General features: G+C 64.7%; 16 protein-coding genes and 1 tRNA gene. 9 read left to right on the forward strand and 8 right to left on the reverse strand.

Annotated features, from left to right (window positions below; genetic code table 11):
• From ACLKOZ_RS13495 to ACLKOZ_RS13505, 3 genes are all read left to right on the forward strand, one after another.
• Window positions 1–873 carry an FAD:protein FMN transferase gene (locus ACLKOZ_RS13495; protein WP_436475682.1) on the forward strand — a complete coding sequence of 291 codons (873 nt, stop codon included), beginning with the start codon at window positions 1–3 and terminating at the stop codon, window positions 871–873.
• Window positions 870–2,423 carry a ferredoxin--NADP reductase gene (locus ACLKOZ_RS13500; RefSeq protein WP_436475684.1) on the forward strand — a complete coding sequence of 518 codons (1,554 nt, stop codon included), beginning with the start codon at window positions 870–872 and terminating at the stop codon, window positions 2,421–2,423. Before ACLKOZ_RS13495 ends, ACLKOZ_RS13500 begins: the two co-directional genes overlap by 4 nt.
• A gap of 79 nt (window positions 2,424–2,502) precedes the next feature.
• Window positions 2,503–2,575: transfer RNA gene (locus ACLKOZ_RS13505), tRNA-Arg, on the forward strand.
• A 117-nt stretch (window positions 2,576–2,692) separates the two neighbouring features.
• On the opposite strand, the gene ACLKOZ_RS13510 is transcribed toward ACLKOZ_RS13505, so the two are convergent.
• From ACLKOZ_RS13510 to ACLKOZ_RS13520, 3 genes are all read right to left on the reverse strand, one after another.
• Window positions 2,693–3,610, reverse strand: coding sequence for a hypothetical protein (locus ACLKOZ_RS13510; protein ID WP_436475686.1), 918 nt, complete (start codon window positions 3,608–3,610; stop codon window positions 2,693–2,695).
• Between the two features lie 6 nt (window positions 3,611–3,616).
• Window positions 3,617–4,264 carry a DUF6318 family protein gene (locus ACLKOZ_RS13515; RefSeq protein ID WP_436475687.1) on the reverse strand — a complete coding sequence of 216 codons (648 nt, stop codon included), beginning with the start codon at window positions 4,262–4,264 and terminating at the stop codon, window positions 3,617–3,619.
• Between the two features lie 251 nt (window positions 4,265–4,515).
• Window positions 4,516–6,024 (reverse strand): DUF222 domain-containing protein, encoded by a 1,509-nt coding sequence (locus ACLKOZ_RS13520; RefSeq protein WP_436475689.1) that lies wholly within the window; start codon window positions 6,022–6,024, stop codon window positions 4,516–4,518.
• A 223-nt stretch (window positions 6,025–6,247) separates the two neighbouring features.
• Between ACLKOZ_RS13520 and ACLKOZ_RS13525 the strand changes: the two genes are divergently transcribed.
• Window positions 6,248–7,306: a M4 family metallopeptidase gene (locus tag ACLKOZ_RS13525; protein ID WP_436475691.1), complete on the forward strand. Its 1,059-nt coding sequence runs from the start codon at window positions 6,248–6,250 to the stop codon at window positions 7,304–7,306.
• A gap of 59 nt (window positions 7,307–7,365) precedes the next feature.
• A complete protein-coding gene (locus tag ACLKOZ_RS13530) occupies window positions 7,366–7,668 on the forward strand; it encodes a protealysin inhibitor emfourin (protein WP_436475693.1) in 303 nt (100 codons plus the stop codon).
• 36 nt (window positions 7,669–7,704) lie between these two features.
• Here the strand turns inward: ACLKOZ_RS13530 and ACLKOZ_RS13535 are convergent, their stop codons facing one another.
• A complete protein-coding gene (locus ACLKOZ_RS13535; protein ID WP_337345830.1) occupies window positions 7,705–8,673 on the reverse strand; it encodes a GlxA family transcriptional regulator in 969 nt (322 codons plus the stop codon).
• Window positions 8,674–8,754: 81 nt separating this feature from the next.
• Between ACLKOZ_RS13535 and ACLKOZ_RS13540 the strand changes: the two genes are divergently transcribed.
• Window positions 8,755–8,922, forward strand: a complete 168-nt coding sequence (locus tag ACLKOZ_RS13540; protein WP_436475696.1) for a hypothetical protein — start codon at window positions 8,755–8,757, stop codon at window positions 8,920–8,922.
• A 236-nt stretch (window positions 8,923–9,158) separates the two neighbouring features.
• Window positions 9,159–13,106 (forward strand): ATP-dependent RNA helicase HrpA, encoded by a 3,948-nt coding sequence (gene hrpA, locus ACLKOZ_RS13545; protein ID WP_436475698.1) that lies wholly within the window; start codon window positions 9,159–9,161, stop codon window positions 13,104–13,106.
• A 35-nt stretch (window positions 13,107–13,141) separates the two neighbouring features.
• Here hrpA and ACLKOZ_RS13550 read toward each other — a convergent pair whose 3' ends face one another.
• The 3 genes from ACLKOZ_RS13550 to ACLKOZ_RS13560 form a co-directional block, all read right to left on the reverse strand.
• On the reverse strand, window positions 13,142–13,573 hold the full coding sequence (locus ACLKOZ_RS13550; protein ID WP_436475700.1) for an HIT family protein: 432 nt from the start codon (window positions 13,571–13,573) through the stop codon (window positions 13,142–13,144).
• Window positions 13,570–14,730: an NAD(P)-dependent alcohol dehydrogenase gene (locus ACLKOZ_RS13555; RefSeq protein ID WP_436475702.1), complete on the reverse strand. Its 1,161-nt coding sequence runs from the start codon at window positions 14,728–14,730 to the stop codon at window positions 13,570–13,572. The genes ACLKOZ_RS13550 and ACLKOZ_RS13555 overlap by 4 nt, the downstream gene beginning before the upstream one ends.
• Before the next feature lie 63 nt (window positions 14,731–14,793).
• The gene (locus tag ACLKOZ_RS13560; RefSeq protein ID WP_436475704.1) at window positions 14,794–15,633 is read right to left on the reverse strand and encodes a sulfurtransferase; all 840 of its coding nucleotides are present in this window, start codon (window positions 15,631–15,633) and stop codon (window positions 14,794–14,796) included.
• A gap of 83 nt (window positions 15,634–15,716) precedes the next feature.
• Between ACLKOZ_RS13560 and ACLKOZ_RS13565 the strand changes: the two genes are divergently transcribed.
• Window positions 15,717–16,796 (forward strand): PLP-dependent cysteine synthase family protein, encoded by a 1,080-nt coding sequence (locus ACLKOZ_RS13565; RefSeq protein ID WP_436475706.1) that lies wholly within the window; start codon window positions 15,717–15,719, stop codon window positions 16,794–16,796.
• Here the strand turns inward: ACLKOZ_RS13565 and ACLKOZ_RS13570 are convergent.
• Window positions 16,793–17,449, reverse strand: a complete 657-nt coding sequence (locus ACLKOZ_RS13570) for an MBL fold metallo-hydrolase (RefSeq protein ID WP_337345824.1) — start codon at window positions 17,447–17,449, stop codon at window positions 16,793–16,795. The two genes, ACLKOZ_RS13565 and ACLKOZ_RS13570, sit on opposite strands and share 4 nt — an antisense overlap.
• A gap of 111 nt (window positions 17,450–17,560) precedes the next feature.
• Between ACLKOZ_RS13570 and ACLKOZ_RS13575 the strand changes: the two genes are divergently transcribed.
• Window positions 17,561–18,040 carry a Fur family transcriptional regulator gene (locus ACLKOZ_RS13575; RefSeq protein WP_436475708.1) on the forward strand — a complete coding sequence of 160 codons (480 nt, stop codon included), beginning with the start codon at window positions 17,561–17,563 and terminating at the stop codon, window positions 18,038–18,040.
• Window positions 18,041–18,044 lie beyond the last annotated feature (4 nt).

Genomic DNA, 18,044 nt, shown 5'->3' on the forward strand with positions numbered 1-18,044 from the left:
GTGCCGCAGCCGGACTGGGACGGGTTCAGTTTCGACGGGATCGGTACCCGTTGGGAAATCTCCACGCCCCGGCCGCTTGACGGCTTCCTCCGCGCGCGGCTGCTGGCCGTGGTGGAGCGGTACGACGGCGACTGGTCCCGGTTCCGGCCCGATTCAACGGTGGGTGCCATGGCCCGGCAGCCCGGGCGGTATCGGTTTTCGGAAGAAGCCGCCGCTCTTGGCCGCCTGTACCGCGCGCTATACGACATCACGGCCGGCGCCATGACTCCTTTGATCGGCGGGAGCCTTGAGCGGTTGGGGTACGACTCCTCATATTCCCTTCGTCCCGCGGGTTCGCCGGTTCCCGCCCTCCGTTGGGACGATGCACTGGACTGGGATGGCGACGTACTCACCACCAGCGTGCCCCTTGTCCTGGACATTGGAGCGGCGGGCAAGGGACAGCTGGTGGATCTCTTGGCGGCGGAACTGCGCTCACACGCCGGGCAGGACTTCCTGATTGATGCCAGCGGGGACCTGCTTCACAGCGGCCCCGATGCGGTCATGGTGGCATTGGAGCATCCCTACGACCCATCCAAGGCCATCGGAACAGTGTCGCTGGCGGGCGGGGCGTTGTGTGCATCGGCGTCGAACCGCCGGGCGTGGGGCGACGGCCTGCACCACGTGCTGGACGGCACCACCGGACGTCCGGTCACTACTGCCGTGGCCACCTGGACCATGGCGGAAAGCACCATGGTGGCTGACGCCCTGGCAACGGCGCTATTCTTCGCACCCGGCGCTGTGTTGGAAGAGTCCTTCGACTTTTCGTGGCTGACGGTATTTTCTGATGGTAGCGCCGCCTTTTCGGCAGGATTTGAAGGGACACTGTTCACATGAGCCCCGTTGACGCCCCCAAGACAGGGGCAGCCGTTTCCCCGGCAGGCCGGCTGGACACCCTGTTGGGCAAGTACACGATGTACCGGCTCATCCTCCTGGTGCTGTCCGTCCTCGCCGCGTACAGCCTCCTGCTGAACCTCCTCGGCTGGCTCACGTTCGGCATCCCGCAGATGCTGGTCCACCTGGTGCTGTGCCTTGGTTTGACCTATGTCTCCAACCGCGGGCTTGCCGCACTGTTCCGTGTGCGGCCGCATTCTGAGTCGTCGCTCATCACTGGTTTGCTCCTCTATTTCCTGTTCTGGCCGACCTTCGCGCCCATGGACATGGCAGGGGTGGCACTGGCGTGCGTCCTTGCCTCTGCGTCAAAGTACGCGCTTGCCTGGCGTGGCCGGCACATCTTCAACCCGGCAGCAGCCGGCGCGTTTGTCACGGGGCTGACCGGGTTGAACATTGCAACGTGGTGGGCGGCTACCCCTGCAATGCTGTGGTTGCTGGTCCCTGGAATCCTGCTGGTCCTCTACCGAACCCGCAAATTTCTGATGGCGGCAGTGTTCCTTGTGGTTGCGACTGCGATTATCACGACGGAACTGCTGCAAGCCGGACTCTCCTTCGGCAGCGCCCTCTGGCAGGCCTTCGCCCAACGCCCGCTCCTGTTTTTCGTGGGCTTTATGCTGACCGAGCCGCTGACGCTGCCGCCGCGCCGTTGGCAACAGCTGGCGCTGGGCGCGGTGGTGGGCGTGGTGTTTGCGGTGCCGTACAACTTGGGCTTTATTGCCAACTCACCGGAGCTGGCACTACTGCTCGGCAACTTGCTGGCCTTCCTGGCGGGCCAGCGGGGCGGGCTGAAGCTGCGCTTCACCGGTTCCAGGCCCCTGACGCCGAGCACCACAGAATTTGCGTTTGAGCCGTCCCGGCCTGTGCGCTTTGTACCGGGCCAGTACATGGAATTGGATCTTCCGCACGCCAAGTCGGACGGGAAGGGCCGACGCCGGGTGTTCAGCCTGACCAGCGCGCCCGGTTCGGATGAGGTGAAGTTCGGGGTCCGGACAGCTGACCCCTTGTCAGCCGCCAAGAAAGTCCTGCTGGGGCTGAAGCCGGGCGACCAAGTGACCGCCACATCGGTGGGAGGCGACTTCGTGCTGCCCCGGGATCCGGCCAGGCCGCTGCTGCTGATAGCTGCCGGGATCGGCATCACTCCATATCTGGCACACCTGGCCTCCGGCGCAGCCAAGGACCGGGACGTGGTGTTGCTGCTGCTGGCAAGAAATGCCGAAGAGATTGCCTACGCCGATGAGCTTCGTACTTCGGGGGCGCGGATCATTGCCCGACTCGCGGACGGTTCCGCCCCGCCGTCGTTCATCACCGAAGCAGGAACCAATACCGGAGGCGGGGGCCGGCTGGATGGGGCTTCATTGCAGGCCCTTGTGCCCGATATTGCCGGACGCAGCGTCTACATCTCAGGATCTCCTGCCAGCGTGGCTTCACTCCGCCGCGCGGCCAGGGAGGCCGGGGCAGGCCGAGTGCATGTGGACTCGTTTTCCGGCTACTGAGGCGTGGCGTTTTTCCTTGCAGGCCACCTTCCTGCTAAGCTCTAGGACGTCCCGCTGGCAATGGCAGGAACCCTGAATTGCCCTCGTAGCTCAGGGGATAGAGCGTCTGCCTCCGGAGCAGAAGGTCGTAGGTTCGAATCCTATCGAGGGCACAATGAAACCCCCGCCGCTTGGAAAAGCGGCGGGGGTTTTCTGTTTCCGCCCAGGGCACGCACACTTCTTGCACCCGTGATTGCCCGGATTCGCGTATTGAGGCCCATGATGCGGCTTTAGGGCACTGGCGGCACTCCGGGGCAGCCTTGGCCGTGGGGATTCTGGTTGCAGTCGTCGGCGTAGTTGCGGGTGATGGACCGCCATACGCTGATGTTTTGGGGCGCGGCGCTGAACTGGCCTTGTCCGGGGATGGGCAATGGTGGCCCGTTGTTGACGGAGTACGTCCCTCGGAATGAGGTGGTGAGGACTACTTGGAAGTCTCCAGTGGCCGTGTAGGCGTGACTGGTCCGTGTTTTCTCGCCCCAGCGCTCCTGCGGAAGTGGTCCACCCATCGATGGCTGTGGGCCTAACACCGTACCGTCGCCGTAATTCCACGTGTACTGGACCGGTGTGGCTACGACGTGGACCTGCTGCCCGAACATGGTGACGTCGAACTGCTGCTCGGTGGCGTCGGCATAGAAGTTCGTCTCGGCGCCCCGGAGGGTGTGCGGGCTCGGCTGGGCCACGACTGACCCCGCCTTGACCGGCAAGTTCTCGAACTGGCGCTGAATGTCCGCGGCAATGCGTGGCAGCAGGTCCTCAGGCTTCGCGTCATAGAGGCACGTCGGGCCGGAGTGGTGCGTCCATACCGGGTTGGCCAGTCCGCGAGGTGCCTTTAACCAGACGACGGGAATGCCTTCCTTGCCCTCAGGCCCACTTTTGCACTCGACCTGGTCCCGCAGGCAGACGGAATTGAAATCGCCCCCGCCGAGGTGGCATTGGAGTTCGTACTTGTACTGGTTTGGATCAGTCTTAACTTGCCCAGGCGCACCACGAATCAGGCGACCCGTTACCTGGTCAACAGCCCATTCATCCGCACCAATTCCCAGCCCCTTCTCCTCATATCCCACCGAGATGTCGGCGTGCGCGACCGTGGGACTGAGAGCAAGAAAGAGCAGAGACAACCAGAAGACTTTCAGTGCCTGGGCTTTCACGTTTTGCTACCTAATCAAACCAAGATCAGTCATTATCCATCCTGTCGCACCGAAGGTCGCCGCCGCCCGGCTTCCAGTATTGGTAGCCGCAGTGGGGGCTTGATAGAGACTCCCGTCCGGGTTTCGGATCTCAATTGCTTGTTGTAAGACTTGAATCACGGCGAAAGGCTGAGTACCAGGCTCTATCGTCGCCGTGATGGCCGGTGTCTCAATTCTGCCGCCCGTTATCCACCGCCCGCCCTCAAAGGCTTCCTTCACTCCGTCTCCCAGTCCCGCGCAAAAAACGCAACCTGGGCCACTTAGTCCTTCCAAGTTCCGCGTATCACCAGTCTCGTACGCGTAGCTAAGGGCGGCGTACCAGTACCCCACGAATGCCTCCAGCCCTTCCTTCGTCTCGGTCTTTGCGACTTCAGGCAACACGGGCACGGGCACGTTCTGTGCGGGGCCCGTTGCGTCAGCTGGTTTGTAGGCTGCGGTGGGAGTCGGCGTGGCGCTTGGGGTCACCGACTCTGTGGCAGACACGGAAGGTGACGTGCCAGTGCTGTTGGGACCGCTGCCCGAGTTGCAGCCCGAGAGCGCCACAGCGGCCGCCGCAACAACTACGAGTGGGGTCAGGCGCAGGCGCCGGGACGTAAAAAGGTTGTGCGATGTCATGGGCAGCTATTCCCCCAATAGTGTTTCAATGCCTCGCTCCGAACAATTCCTTAAGGTTAGCCCAGGCGACAGTTCAGCGCTCAGAGTTATCCACAGGCCCCGTCGTCGATTCCATCGCCGTCCGATCCGGATGAAAACTCACATATGCGACTGCTCAGTGGCGTGCACAGACACAGCATGAATGCCACGCCAACCATGAATGCGGCCCGGGCGGATGGTGACAACGCTGGGTGGTCACCACACCCGGCGAACTAGGGCGGTGTCTCGTTCCAACTCGCCGCTAAAACCTGCGCCGGCAACCTAGGTGGTTCCCAGTCTTGGTGTTCGCTTTGGTAGTGGCGTCCGGTGGGTGAGGTCCAGCCGGGTGGTTTGTCGATGCTGGCTTCGGTGGGTGTCCAGGCGGTGGTGTGTTTCAGCCGGTGGTGTTTGGGGCAGGGCTGGCCGAGGTTGCTGATGCCGGTGGTGCCACCGTCGGCCCAGGCCAGGAGGTGGTCGGCTTCATTGTCCAGGGACTGGTTCGAGCAGCCGGGGAACGGGCATTTGCCGTCCCGCATCCTCAGCCATTGGCGCATCGCGGCAGGAACCCGGTAGCTTTGGCGGCCGATCTCCAGTGGTGCCCCGTTCCGGGGGTCGGTCAGGACGCGGTGGAATGAGCCGGCGCCGTCGGCGACCAGGCTGCGGGCCATCGATGCCGGGATCGGCCCGTACCCGTCGAGGGTGGCTGGTTCGTCCGTGAGGCCCATCAGGGCGAACACCGGCACGGTCACGAGGACCTGCGCCGCCGGCGACGGGACTTGGCCACCATCGATCCCGTCCGGGACCGGGACCCGCCCCGCCAAGGCTTCGTTGCCCGCTACGATGCCGATGCCCGGCGCGCCGTCAGCCGTTGTTTCATCGCCCGCGGCGCCGCTCAGGAGCAGTTTGGCGGCGATGTCGGCGCGGAGCTGGGTCATGGTGCGGGTCTCGGCCGGGCCCTGGAGGGTGCGGGCGGTGGCGGTGATGCCGTTCCAGATCCCGGCCGCCCGGTCCGCGGGCAGGTAAGCCGAAAGCCAGGCCATGCCGTCCCGGTCCGGGACGTACTCCAGCCGACGGTCCAACACACTCCTGGCATGGCGCTTTTCAATACTCACCGGGTGGTGCCGTTCCCGCCAGGTCCTCGCCTTGGCCCGGAACCGGGACGGGACCAGCTCCCCGGCCGGGCACTCCCGGGCCCGGTCCGGCACGTCCGGGCCCAGGAAACGGGCCTCCAACGCCGCCGCCCCGGCCGCATCCAGCCCGGTGGTTTCATCGACCATGACCCGCGCGTGCTGCCACGACAGATCCCCGGACTGCAGCGCAGCCAGCGTCAGCGGCAAGGCAGTGGTCAGTTCATGGGCCTGCGCCAACAGCGCAGAGGCCGAGCGTTCACTCACCGTCAGCGCACACGCGACCTCGGACACCACACCCATCTCCTGGGCCGTGTGTTCGCCCGGGCTCCTGACCGGGCCGTCCAGGGCCGCAGCCTTCCCCGCATACGCGGCGGCCAGGCGAACCCTGAACGCCGCCACCATCGCGTCCACCCGGACCGAACCGCCCAGCCCGTCCAAGCAAGCATCCGCCTGCCCCCGCAAAGGATCACCACCCCCGGAACCACCCCCGGAATCCGTCTGGGAACCCGTCCTGGAACCGCGGCCATCCAGCCCCCGGCGCACAACGGCAGCAAACTCCGCCGCAGCAGCCTCGAAAGCCTCCACCGCCTCCTCAACACCCGGGATCCCCATACCCCCATCATCCAGCGACCCGCCAACAAAAACAGCCCAGCACATCGCCTATGTGGATAACCCCCGACCACCCAGGACATGGCCGCAGAGCTCCCCGCTTATACCCAGGCGACCCCGCCAAGGTTTCCAAAAATCTACGCCCCTTACGTCAAACGGGTGTGGCTGCAGTCCTTTTGTCAGTGGCCCCTCGTAGGCTGATTCAACCAACTTGAGGGGGTAGGCCATGCACGCTTCAGCCACATTCTGTTCCATCATTCCGCCGTACCTGCTGCGCCGGCTGGCCCGCCAGGACGCACCACAGTTTTCCGCCGCAGCCCGGGCCGCGAAAGAGGCACTGAGCCATGTCCGGTCGGTCCAGGAGTCCCGAGCCCAGCCGGCCAGGGTTACTCCCCCGGGACTTCGGCAGGTCCAGCCGGGACCGCCGCACCGAAGCATCTACGACGCACAAGGCGCCGAGAAACTTCCCGGCAAGCTCGTCCGAAAGGAAGGTGAACCGGACTCGGGCGACGACGCGGCAAACGAAGCTTACGACGGCCTAGGGCACACGCACCGGCTCTACGCTGAGGTCTTTGGCCGGAACTCCATCGACGGTGAGGGTCTCCCCCTCGACGCCACGGTCCATTTCGGAAAGCTCTACGACAACGCCTTCTGGGACGGCAGCCAGATGGTTTTCGGCGACGGCGATGGCGAGGTTTTCCAGCGCTTCACCCGGTCGCTCAGCGTTATTGGCCATGAACTCGCCCACGGCGTCACGCAGTACTCTGCCGGGCTGGCCTACCGCAACCAGGCAGGCGCCATCAACGAATCGATGTCGGATGTTTTTGGTGCCCTGGTGGAGCAATACCTCAGGCAGCAGTCCTTCAAGGAGGCCAGTTGGCTCATCGGCGAAGGTCTCTTCACTGAGCATGTGGAGGGTTCAGCCCTGCGTTCCATGAAGGCTCCCGGCACTGCATATGACGACGACGTTCTCGGGAAGGACCCACAGCCGGACTCCATGGATTCCTACGTACGCACCAGCGCGGACAACGGTGGTGTCCACATCAACTCAGGGATTCCCAACCGCGCTTTTTACCTCGTCGCAGAGGCGTTGGGCGGCAATGCCTGGGAGTCCCCCGGCCGGATCTGGTACGAGACGCTTACCGACGGCTCACTGCCAGCCACAGCCACCTTCAGTGTCTTCGCGAGGGCGACGGCGGCATCCGCCGTCGAGCTCTTTGGCACCGGTTCCCCCGAGCATGACGCCGTGCGGCAGGCGTGGGAAACTGTGAAGGTCAAGCTTTAGTTGAATGCCTGGCCGCACACCACTGAGCGGCCAGGCTGCAGGAAAGCCCGGGACCGGCCATGAAGATCAGTGTGGAGCGAAGCGGCGGCATCGCCGCCCTCACAAGAGTATGGACAGTGCACGCCCAGACCGAAAGCGCCAAGAACCAGTGGCAGCCCATTGTCGAAGCATGCCCCTGGGACGCGGTGCCGAAAACTGTCAGGGCGGCCGCCGCGGAGGCTGCCGGGAACCAGGCTGACCGTTTCATCTATGCAATCCGGGCCGGCCAAAGGCGGGCGGCACTGCCCGAGCAGGCTGTCACCGGCCCTTGGCGCGTGCTGGTGGACAGCGCCCGGGCGGCCGCCGAGGACCACCCTGTTTAGGGCAGACCACGCGCAGCATGGCACGACGGGCTCAGCCTAGCCCGCCTCCACCAGCTGCCCCCGGAAGGCCCTGCGGTAGGACTGCGGGCTGGTGTCGAGCACCTTGGCGAAGTGGTGCCGGAGCAGCACGGGATGGCCGAACCCGGATTCCCTGGCCACCTCGTCGATGTTGAGGTCCGTCGATTCCAGTAACTCCTGCGCACGGAGGACCCGCTGTGAGTTGAGCCATGCCGCCGGCGTTGCCCCCGTCTCGGAGCGGAAGCGGCGCGCGAACGTCCGGGCCGACATGTGCACGCGGGTCGCCAGCTCGCCGACGGTGTGCTCGCGATCCAGGTTCTGCACCATCCAGCGAAGGAGCTCCTCCATCGGCGCGGATCCGCACGTGGGCATGGGCCGATCGATAAACTGCGCCTGGCCGCCGTCGCGGTGCGGCGGAACCACCATGTCCCGCGCAATCGCGGCAGCCACATTCGCGCCAAGTTCCACGCGGACCAAATGGAGGCAGGCATCGATCCCGGCTGCCGTGCCCGCACTGGAGATGATGTTCCCGTCCTGGACGTAGAGCACGTTTTCGTCCACCTGCACATCCGGATAGCGGCTGGCGAGCTCCCCCGAGTAGTGCCAGTGCGTTGTGCAGCGCCGGCCGTTGAGCAGGCCCGCGCGGGCAAGGGCAAAAGCACCCGAGCAAATGGACATGACCCAGGCTCCCCTGGCATCGGCCGCACGGAGCGCCTCCAGGACGGATTCGGGAACGTCTTCGTCCCGCCCGTACGGCGCCATAATCACCAGGTCCGCATCTGCCGTGGCATCGAGCCCCAAGGAGACGTTCATGGAGAGGCCCGATTTGAGCCGGAGGTTTCCAGGCTCAGGCGTGCAGACCCTGAAATCGAACGCAGGCACGATCCCGCCACGTCCAGACCTGTCGATGCCGAATACCTCGCACGCCGTAGCGAATTCGAAGATCGAAAAGTTGGGAACCACGATGACTGCCACTGATTTGAGCATGCATCCATTGTGGCAGAAATTATAGCTTTTTGGGCATTTCTGCCACTGTTGGTTGACGGCGGCCAGGAGCAGCATTGAGGCATGGAAATCTTCGGAATCATCATCGCCATCCTGCTCCTCATCCTCCTCGCCGCCACCGTTTCAGCGCTTCTGCGCGACGGCCTCGGCCATAACCCGCCCGTCAGCTCCCATCAGGCCTGGTCCGCCTTGGACCTGCCCAGTACCAGCTACACGCTCCGTCTCTTCTGAGCAGGACTTCTGTTCTGAGCAGGACATCGGCCCAAGCATCCATCAAGGACCCGGCTCATCAGAGCCGGGTCCTCCTCTGTGCAGACGCCAGGGGTAGGCTGTGATGGTCCGACGGCGGAAGCATGCGTAAAGCACGACGGCGGCATCCGCCCCGGTGCCGAAGCTGATCAGCCCCGGGTGCGGGCCGTAACAGCGTCATAACAGCCAGCGGAGCCCACAGTAGACTGGTTCGAGCCATGACCTTTCACATTTCCTACCCCGCAGAGCTGCCGGTCTCCGAGCGCCGCGAGGACCTGATGGCGGCCATCGCCGCCAACCAGGTGACCATCATTGCCGGCGAGACCGGCTCCGGTAAGACCACCCAGATCCCCAAGATGTGCCTGGAACTGGGACTGGGCGAAAACGGCCTGATCGGTCATACACAGCCGCGGCGGCTGGCCGCACGCACGGTGGCCGAGCGCATTGCGGAGGAACTCGGCGTCGAAATTGGCCAGGAAGTGGGCTTCCAGGTCCGGTTCACCGGCGAAGTCAGCCGGTCCACCAAGGTTAAGCTCATGACCGACGGCATCCTCCTGGCCGAAATCCAGCGCGACAAGCTGCTGCGGAAATACAACGCGATCATCATCGACGAGGCCCATGAGCGAAGCCTCAACATCGACTTCATCCTGGGCTACCTCAAGCGCATCCTCCCTCAGCGGCCCGATCTGAAGATCATCATCACCTCGGCCACCATCGATCCTGAGCGTTTCGCCAAGCACTTTGGCTCCGAAGACGCGCCCTCCCCCATCATCGAAGTTTCAGGCCGAACGTTCCCGGTGGAGATCCGCTACCGTCCGCTGTCCCAGCCGGCACGCGGCCCGGCAGACGGCGAAGACGCCGACGCTTCCGACGACGAACTCGAAGAGGACCGTGATCCACTCGACGCCGTCTGCGACGCCGTCGACGAACTCGCCACCGAGGCACCCGGCGACATCCTCATCTTCTTCTCGGGCGAGCGGGAGATCCGTGACGCGGCCGAGGCACTCAACGCCAGGATCCAGTCCAACCGGCGCCTTGCCGGTACCGAGGTGCTGCCACTCTTTGCCCGCCTCAGCCTGCAGGAACAGCACAAGGTGTTCCACCCGGGCAGCAAACGCCGGATCGTGCTGGCCACCAACGTCGCCGAGACCTCCCTTACCGTTCCGGGCATCAAATACGTCATCGATACCGGCACAGCCCGGATCTCCCGCTATTCCCACCGGACCAAGGTCCAGCGGCTCCCGATTGAACGCGTATCCCAGGCTTCCGCCAACCAGCGCTCCGGCCGGTGTGGCCGCGTTTCTGACGGCATCGCCATCCGGCTGTACTCCGAAGAGGACTTCGAGTCCCGGCCCCTCTTCACCGACCCCGAAATCCTTCGGACCAACTTGGCCGCCGTCATCCTCCAGATGACCGCCATGGGGGTGGCCCGTGGGCCCAAGGACGTGGAGAACTTCCCGTTTGTTGAGCCGCCGGACTCACGGGCAATCAACGACGGCGTCACCCTCCTCCGTGAACTCGGCGCCTTGCGTGCCGCCAGACCGCAAAACGCACAAGCGGACGCCAAGAGCGGCGGCCTGACCGCCGTCGGCCAGAAGCTCGCCCAGCTCCCCGTCGATCCCCGGCTCGGCCGGATGATTGTGGAGGCCGGCAAGCGCGGCTGCGTCCGTGAAGTGATGATCCTTGCCGCAGCGCTTACCATCCAGGACCCGCGCGAGCGTCCTACGGACAAGCAGCAGCTGGCCGCAGAGAAACACGCCCGCTTCCGTGATGAAAACTCAGACTTTACAGGCTTCCTGAACCTGTGGAACTACCTGCAGGAGAAGCAGCAGGAACTCTCATCCACGCAGTTCCGCCGCCTGTGCCGCACGGAGTTCATCAACTACCTGCGCGTCAGGGAATGGCAGGACCTGTTCGCCCAGCTCCGGCAGCTGGCCCGGCCGCTGGGCATCAGCCTGGACAACAAGCGCCTGGCCGACCCCGTGGGCAACCACGAAGGCATCCATATCAGCCTGCTCTCCGGCTTGCTCAGCCACATCGGCATCCTCGACGAACGCAAACGCGAATACATGGGCGCCCGGGGAAGCCGCTTCGCGATCTTCCCCGGCTCAGCGTTGTTCAAGAAGTCGCCTACGTTCGTCATGGCGGCGGAGCTGGTGGAAACCAGCCGTCTCTGGGCACGGGTGGCCGCCAAGTTCGATCCCGTTTGGGCCGAACAGGTTGCGCCGGACCTCGTCAAGCGCACTTACAGCGAACCGCACTGGTCCACCAAGATGGGCGCGGTGATGGCCTACGAGAAGGTCACTCTCTACGGCGTGCCCATCATCCCGCAGCGCCGGGTCAACTACAGCCGGGTGGATCCTGTCCTGGCCCGCGAGCTCTTCATCAGGCATGCATTGGTTGAGGGCGACTGGAAAACGCACCATAAGTTCTTCCACCGCAACCGCGCCCTCCTCCTTGAAGTCGAGGAGCTCGAAGCCAGGATGCGCCGCCGCGACCTGCTGGTGGACGACGAAACCCTGTTTGAGTTCTACGACGCCCGGATTGGCCCCGAAGTTGTGTCCGAGCGGCACTTTGACAAGTGGTGGAAGGAAGCCCGGCAGAAGAATCCGGACCTCCTGGACTACGACAAGTCGCTGCTGCTCAATGACGACGCCGACGACCTGGACGAGGCCGCGTACCCAAAGACCCTCCTGCACAAGGGGTTCGAGCTGCCGCTCAGCTACGAGTTCCATCCGGTGGCGCCCGGCTCGCCGCCCAACCCGTCCGACGGCGTCACGGCCGAAGTGCCGGTGCTCTTCCTGAACCAGCTCGATGATGCAGCGTTCCGCTGGCTGATTCCCGGGCAACGCGCCGAATTGGTAGCGGCCTTGATCAAGTCCCTGCCGAAGCAGATCCGGAAGAACTTTGTTCCCGCCCCAGATGTGGCCCGTCAGGCAGTCGCGGCCCTGGAAGCGGACTTCGACCCCGCCGTCGACGAGCTGGAAGCATCACTCGAACTGGCCCTCCGCCGGATCAGGGGCCACATCATCCCGCCCGGGTCCTGGAACTGGGATGCCGTGCCCTCCCACCTGCGCGTGAGCTTCAAGGTGGTGGACAGCAAGGGCAAGGTACTGGACGAAGGCAAGGACCTGGCCGCCCTGCAGGAAAAGCTGGCGCCGGCGACTCGCCGTGCCATCGCTGAGTCGCTGGGGGCCACGCCTGGAACGACGGCCCAAAAATCCGGCGGCAAAGCCGCTGGAATCCCCCCTGCGGCGGCCGAAGGAGGCAGCGCCAACGGCTCGACGCCGGGGTTCAAGGAGCAAAGCGGCCTGACCTCCTGGACGTTCGGCACGGTGCAGCGGCAGGTTAGCAACACCGTCAAGGGCCACACTGTAACGGGCTATCCGGCACTGGTGGACGAAGGGACCTCCGTGGCCCTACGCGTCTTCCAGACACCTTCGGAACAGCTGGAGGCCATGAGGGGCGGAGTGATCCGGCTTCTGGCCCTCCGCGTTCCGGCACCGGACCGCTACGTCCTGGAGCACCTCAACAACACCGAAAAACTGACCTTCAGCCAGAATCCGCACGGTTCAGTCTCCGCCCTCATCGCCGACTGTGCCTTGGCCGCCGTAGACAAACTTGTCCCGGCTGAACTTCCGTGGGACCAGGCGTCCTTCGATGCGCTGTATGAGCAGGTCCGCGCCGAACTCATCGATACCGTCTTCAGTGTGACGGCAGTGGTGGAACGCATCCTTGCCAGCACCCGGCGGATCGAGAAGCAGCTGAAGGGCACCACGAGCCTTGCCCTCATCAGCGCACTCAACGATATCAAGAGCCAATTGGAGCAACTCGTGTTCCCGGGCTTTGTGGCACGCACCGGCTATGCCCAGCTGAGCCAGCTGCCGCGATATTTGGCAGCCATCGAAAAACGGCTGGAACGGCTGCCAGGCAACGTCCAGCGCGACGCTCTCAGCATGGCCGCCGTCCAGCGCCTGGAAGACGACTACGACGACGCGGTGTCGGCCCTGTTGCCTGGCCGCCGGGCAGGTGCGGAGCTGGCCCAGGTGCGCTGGATGATCGAAGAGCTCAGGGTGAGCCTCTTCGCCGTCGAGCTGGGGACTGCCTACTCAGTGTCCGAAAAACGAATCCGCGCCGTGCTCAACAAAGCTCTCGCGCCGGCCTAGGCTGTGGGCCTCAGTGGCTCTGGGCATCAGCGGGGCTAGGCACCGCCAGGTACGAATTCCCCGTAACCGGCGGCCCGCAAACCTTCGCGGAGCTTCTCGGCGTTCGCGTCCAGCACAGCAGGGTCAGGGTGCTGGTCGGCCGAAGCAAAATCAAAATCGGCCATGCTCCTGGATGGCCACACATGGACATGGAAGTGGTTGATCTCGTACCCCGCCACGATCAGCCCGGCACGCTCCGCCGGGAAAATATCCAGCTGCACCGCACCGATCCGGCGCGCCACTTCCATCACCTTGGCGAGGGTTTCCGGCGACGCATCCGTCCAGCGGTCCACTTCCTCTGTGGGGACCACCAAGGTGTGCCCGTCAGCCAGGGGCCCGGTGGTGAGGAAGGCTGCGACGTCCGGCTCGCGCCAGACGAAGCGTCCGGGGATCTCGCCGTTAAGGATTTTGGTGAACAGGGTACTCATGCGTCTGCCTCCTCGGCCGGGGCCTGCAGGGTGCTGGTGTCCAGCACAAACCGGTATTTTACGTCGCCTGCCACCATGCGGTCGTAGGCCTCATTCAGCTGGTCCGCGCGCACCAGTTCGATGTCCGCCACCACATGATGCATAGCGCAGAAATCGAGCATCTCCTGGGTTTCGGCGATGCTGCCGATCAGCGAGCCTGTGTAGGAGATCCGCCGACGGATCAGCGCCCTCGGGTTTACCGGTGGCATGGTCTCTGACGGCAAACCCAGCTGGAACAGCGCACCGTCCCGCCGGATGGTGCGAAGGAAGGGGTCCAAGTCATGTGGAGCGGCCACGGTGTCGATGATGACGTCGATGCTGCGGTCGGCGGCGGCCATCGCGTCCGCGTCCCGGGACAACACCACCTCGTCCGCGCCCAGTTCCAGCGCAGCGGGAACTTTTGATTCGGAGGTGGTAAAGACCACCACACGGGCGCCCATGGCCTTGGCCAGCTTGACCGCCATGTGCCCCAGGCCGCCGAGTCCCACGACGCCCACTGTGTCCCCTTCCTTGACGCCGAAATGGCGGAGCGGGGAAAACGTGGTGACACCGGCACACAGGAGCGGCGCCACGGCAGCAGGGTCAAGGCTGTCCGGCACGCGGACCACGTACCGGCGATCCACCACTACCGACGTCGAATAACCGCCCTGGGTGATCGCTCCACCGTTGCGGGCGTCCTTCGCCCCATAGGTCCCAGTCAGTCCGTTTTCGCAGTACTGTTCCTGTCCGTCCAGGCAACTCCGGCACTCCCGGCACGAGTCGACCATACAGCCAACCCCCACCAGGTCTCCAGGCGCGAAGTCGTTCACGGCCGACCCGACAGCACTGACGCTGCCGACGATTTCGTGCCCGGGAACCAAGGGGTAGTGCTGGGTGCCCCATTCCCCGCGGGTGGCGTGGACATCCGAGTGGCAGAGGCCGCAGAAGTCAATGGCAATCCGGACGTCGTCCGCCTTGAGTGCCCGCCTTGCTACGGTCAGCGGGATCAGGCCGCTTTCCCCGGACGTGGCGCCATAGGCGGCCGCCAGGCTGTCGTTTACCGTGCTGTCATTTTCGAAGCTGCGAGCCGGCAGAATCGGGCGGGCGAGGGGCGGCGGTACGGGTCGTCCAGGGGTCATACAGCGACGCTACCCCCGTGTTGCCGGATATTTCCACTCGGGAGGCATTCCACCGGGCAGGCGCTAGCGGGGCTCGCTGCCCGTCACCACAGGCAAGGCAGGGTTGTTGGACCATTCGGAGAACGAACCCGGGTATAGCGCCGCCGCGATGCCGGCAATCTCCAGTGCCGCGACCTCGTGGGCGGCCGTGACGCCGGAACCGCAGTACACGGCCACGGGGGCGTCCCCGGAGATCCCCAGCGTGTTGAAGCGGCGCCGCAGTTCGTCGGCGGGGAGGAACCGCCCCGCCGCATCAACATTCTCCGTCGTCGGAGCACTGACGGCGCCCGGGATATGGCCAGCCCGCGGATCCACGGGTTCGAATTCCCCGCGGTACCTTTCGCCAGCCCTGGCGTCCAGGAGGACTCCGGTGCCGGCCCAACTGCCCGCTGTGGCCGCATCGATGGCCGGCATTGCCCCATCGCCAAGGGTGACGTTGCCCCGCCTTGCCTCCACATTGCCGCGTTGCACGGGCAGCCCAGCGCCGCGCCACGCCGCCAAGCCGCCGTCGAGCAGGTACACGCCCGGGAAACCGGCGTTGCGCAGCATCCACCAGACCCGTGCCGCAGCCAGGTTCCCGCTGTCGTCGTAAGCGACGACGATGTCGCCGTCGCAGATGCCCCAGCGTCGAGCCGATGCTTGGAACTGTTCAGCTGTTGGAAGCGGGTGCCTGCCATGTTCCGGCTGGGCGGGAGCAGCCAGTTCGGTGGCCAGGTCCACAAAAACTGCCCCGGGCAGGTGTTCTTCAAGATAGTGTTCGCGGCCATGGGGATCGCCCAGTTGCCACCGCACGTCCAGCAGTACGGTGCGCTGGCCGGCCTTCATTCGGGCGTCGAGTGCGGCCACATCCAGAAGGGGTCCCATGCGGCTCCTAGGAGTAGTTGGTTCGGACTTTGACCAGACCACTCTAGCCCGGGCCCACCGGGCAGCGCGGGTAGGCTGGTCCGGTGAAGAATGCACGCGCGGACAGGGCCTGGGCTGACCAGGCCATCAGGAAAATTACGGCAGAAAACAACCGGTCCGCGGATACGCACCTGTACTCAGTGCCACTTGCGGAGCACTGGGGAGTCCAGCTGTACCTCAAGGACGAATCAACCCATCGCTCCGGCAGCCTCAAGCACCGGCTGGCCCGTTCCCTGTTCCTCTTTGGCCTGGTCAACGGCTGGATCCGGGAGGACACCACTATCGTGGAGGCGTCCAGCGGCAGCACCGCCGTCTCCGAAGCCTATTTCGCACAGCTGCTGGGCCTGCCCTTCATTGCTGTGATGGCCCGGACCACCAGCCCGGAAAAGATCGCCCTCATTGAACAGTTCGGCGGCGCCTGCCTGCTCGTGGACCACGCGTCTGAGGTCTACGCCGCTGCGGAGCAGGTCGCAGCAACCAGCAACGGGCATTACATGGACCAGTTCACCTACGCCGAGCGGGCCACCGACTGGCGAGGCAACAACAACATCGCAGAGTCCATCTTCGACCAGCTGTCCATGGAGGAGCACCCCGTCCCCCGCTGGATCGTTGTGGGTGCCGGCACTGGCGGAACCAGCGCGACGATCGGCCGCTACCTCCGGTACCACTCCCATGACACCTCCCTGGCAGTGGTTGACCCCGAGAACTCTGCTTTCTACCCCGGCTGGCGGGGCGGCGTGCCGGAATTCACCACCGGCATTCCCTCACGGATCGAAGGCATCGGGCGGCCGCGGATGGAACCCAGCTTTGTCCCATCCGTCATCGACCGCATGATCCAAGTGCCTGACGCCGCATCCGTGGCCGCAATGCGGCACCTTCGGGAACTCACGGACCTGCACGCAGGGCCTTCCACCGGCACCAACCTCTGGGGTGTCTGGCAACTGGTGGCGGAGATGATCGCCACGGGCCAGCGCGGAAGTATTGTGTCGCTGATGTGCGACGGCGGCGACCGCTACGCGGGCAACTACTACAACCCGGCATGGCTGGCCACCCAGGGGATGGACCCCGAGCCCCATCAGGCAGTCATCAGCCGCTTCTTCGAAACCGGCATCTGGGCACCCTAGACTTCGACTGTTTCACGGACCGCCAGGTGCGTGAATTCCGTGCCGTACTTGGCTCCGATCCGGGTCACGTGAGACTCCACCATCTTCAGGCCCATCTCGTTCAGGAGCCCATCGTGGATCTGGAAGGCTTGCGGTGCCCGGACGCCGATGACAAAGTCCACAACTTCGCTGGCCTTGTTCCACGGTGCATGGATGGGAACCAGCAGCGTCTTGACGCTGATGCCGTCGGGGACGATGAAGGAGTCGCCCGGGTGATAGACATTTTCGTCAATGAGGTAGCCCACGTTGGCCACCACGGGAACCTGGGGATGGATCAGGGCATGCTGGCCGCCGAAGCTGCGGACGCTGAACCCGGCAGCGTCAAAGGATGTCCCGGGTTCAACCGAATGGATCCGGTCTGCGGCTTGCGGCGCTTCCTCGCGCAGGTTGCCTGCCACCCCCGCAGGCGCGAAAACAGCGAGCTCGCCTTCACCCCGCAGGGCATTGACCAGGGCGGCTACGTCCACGTGGTCGCCGTGCTCGTGCGTGATCAGCACTGCCTGTGCGCCGTCCAGTGCTTCCTTCACTTCGGAGAACGTGCCGGGGTCAAGGACCAGAACACGCCCGTCTACTTCGAGCCGGACGCAGGCGTGGGTGTATTTAGTCAGCTTCATAGCGCCAGCCTAGGGTCCTGTCCGGGCAGGTGTCCACGGAACTCCTGCCCGCTAAGGTCTGGCTGGTAATCTGGATCTTTGCCACCATCCCTCAGGGAAGCGAGTCAATCCATGCCGTTTGGCACCAAGGCTGACGAATCGACGCCGTCAACCCCCGCGCCGCGGGCAGGCACAACCCCGGGCAAAGAGCAGCGCGTCACTAAGCAGCGCCTGGCCGTTAGCGCTGCCCTGGACGAACTGGATGACTTCGTCAGCACGCAGGAGCTCTACCGCATCCTGCAGAACCAGGGCGTTTCCGTCTCCCTCGCCACGGCGTACCGGATCCTGCAGTCGCTGGCTGACGACGGGCTGGTGGATGTTCTGCGCAACGGTGAGGGTGAGGCCGTCTACCGCCGATGTGCCGTAACCGGCCACCATCACCACCTCCTGTGCCGGAATTGCGGAAAGGCCGTTGAGGTCGAAGCACCCGCAGTCGAAACGTGGGCCGCGCGGACAGCCAAGGAACATGGTTATACCGAGGTGGCCCACACCGTGGAGATCTTTGGGCTGTGCCCCGACTGCACGGCACGCAAGGCCGCTGGCCTCCTGTAGCCTG

The organism is Arthrobacter sp. R4 (assembly GCF_051365025.1).
In the GTDB taxonomy this organism is placed as follows: Bacteria; Actinomycetota; Actinomycetes; order Actinomycetales; family Micrococcaceae; genus Arthrobacter.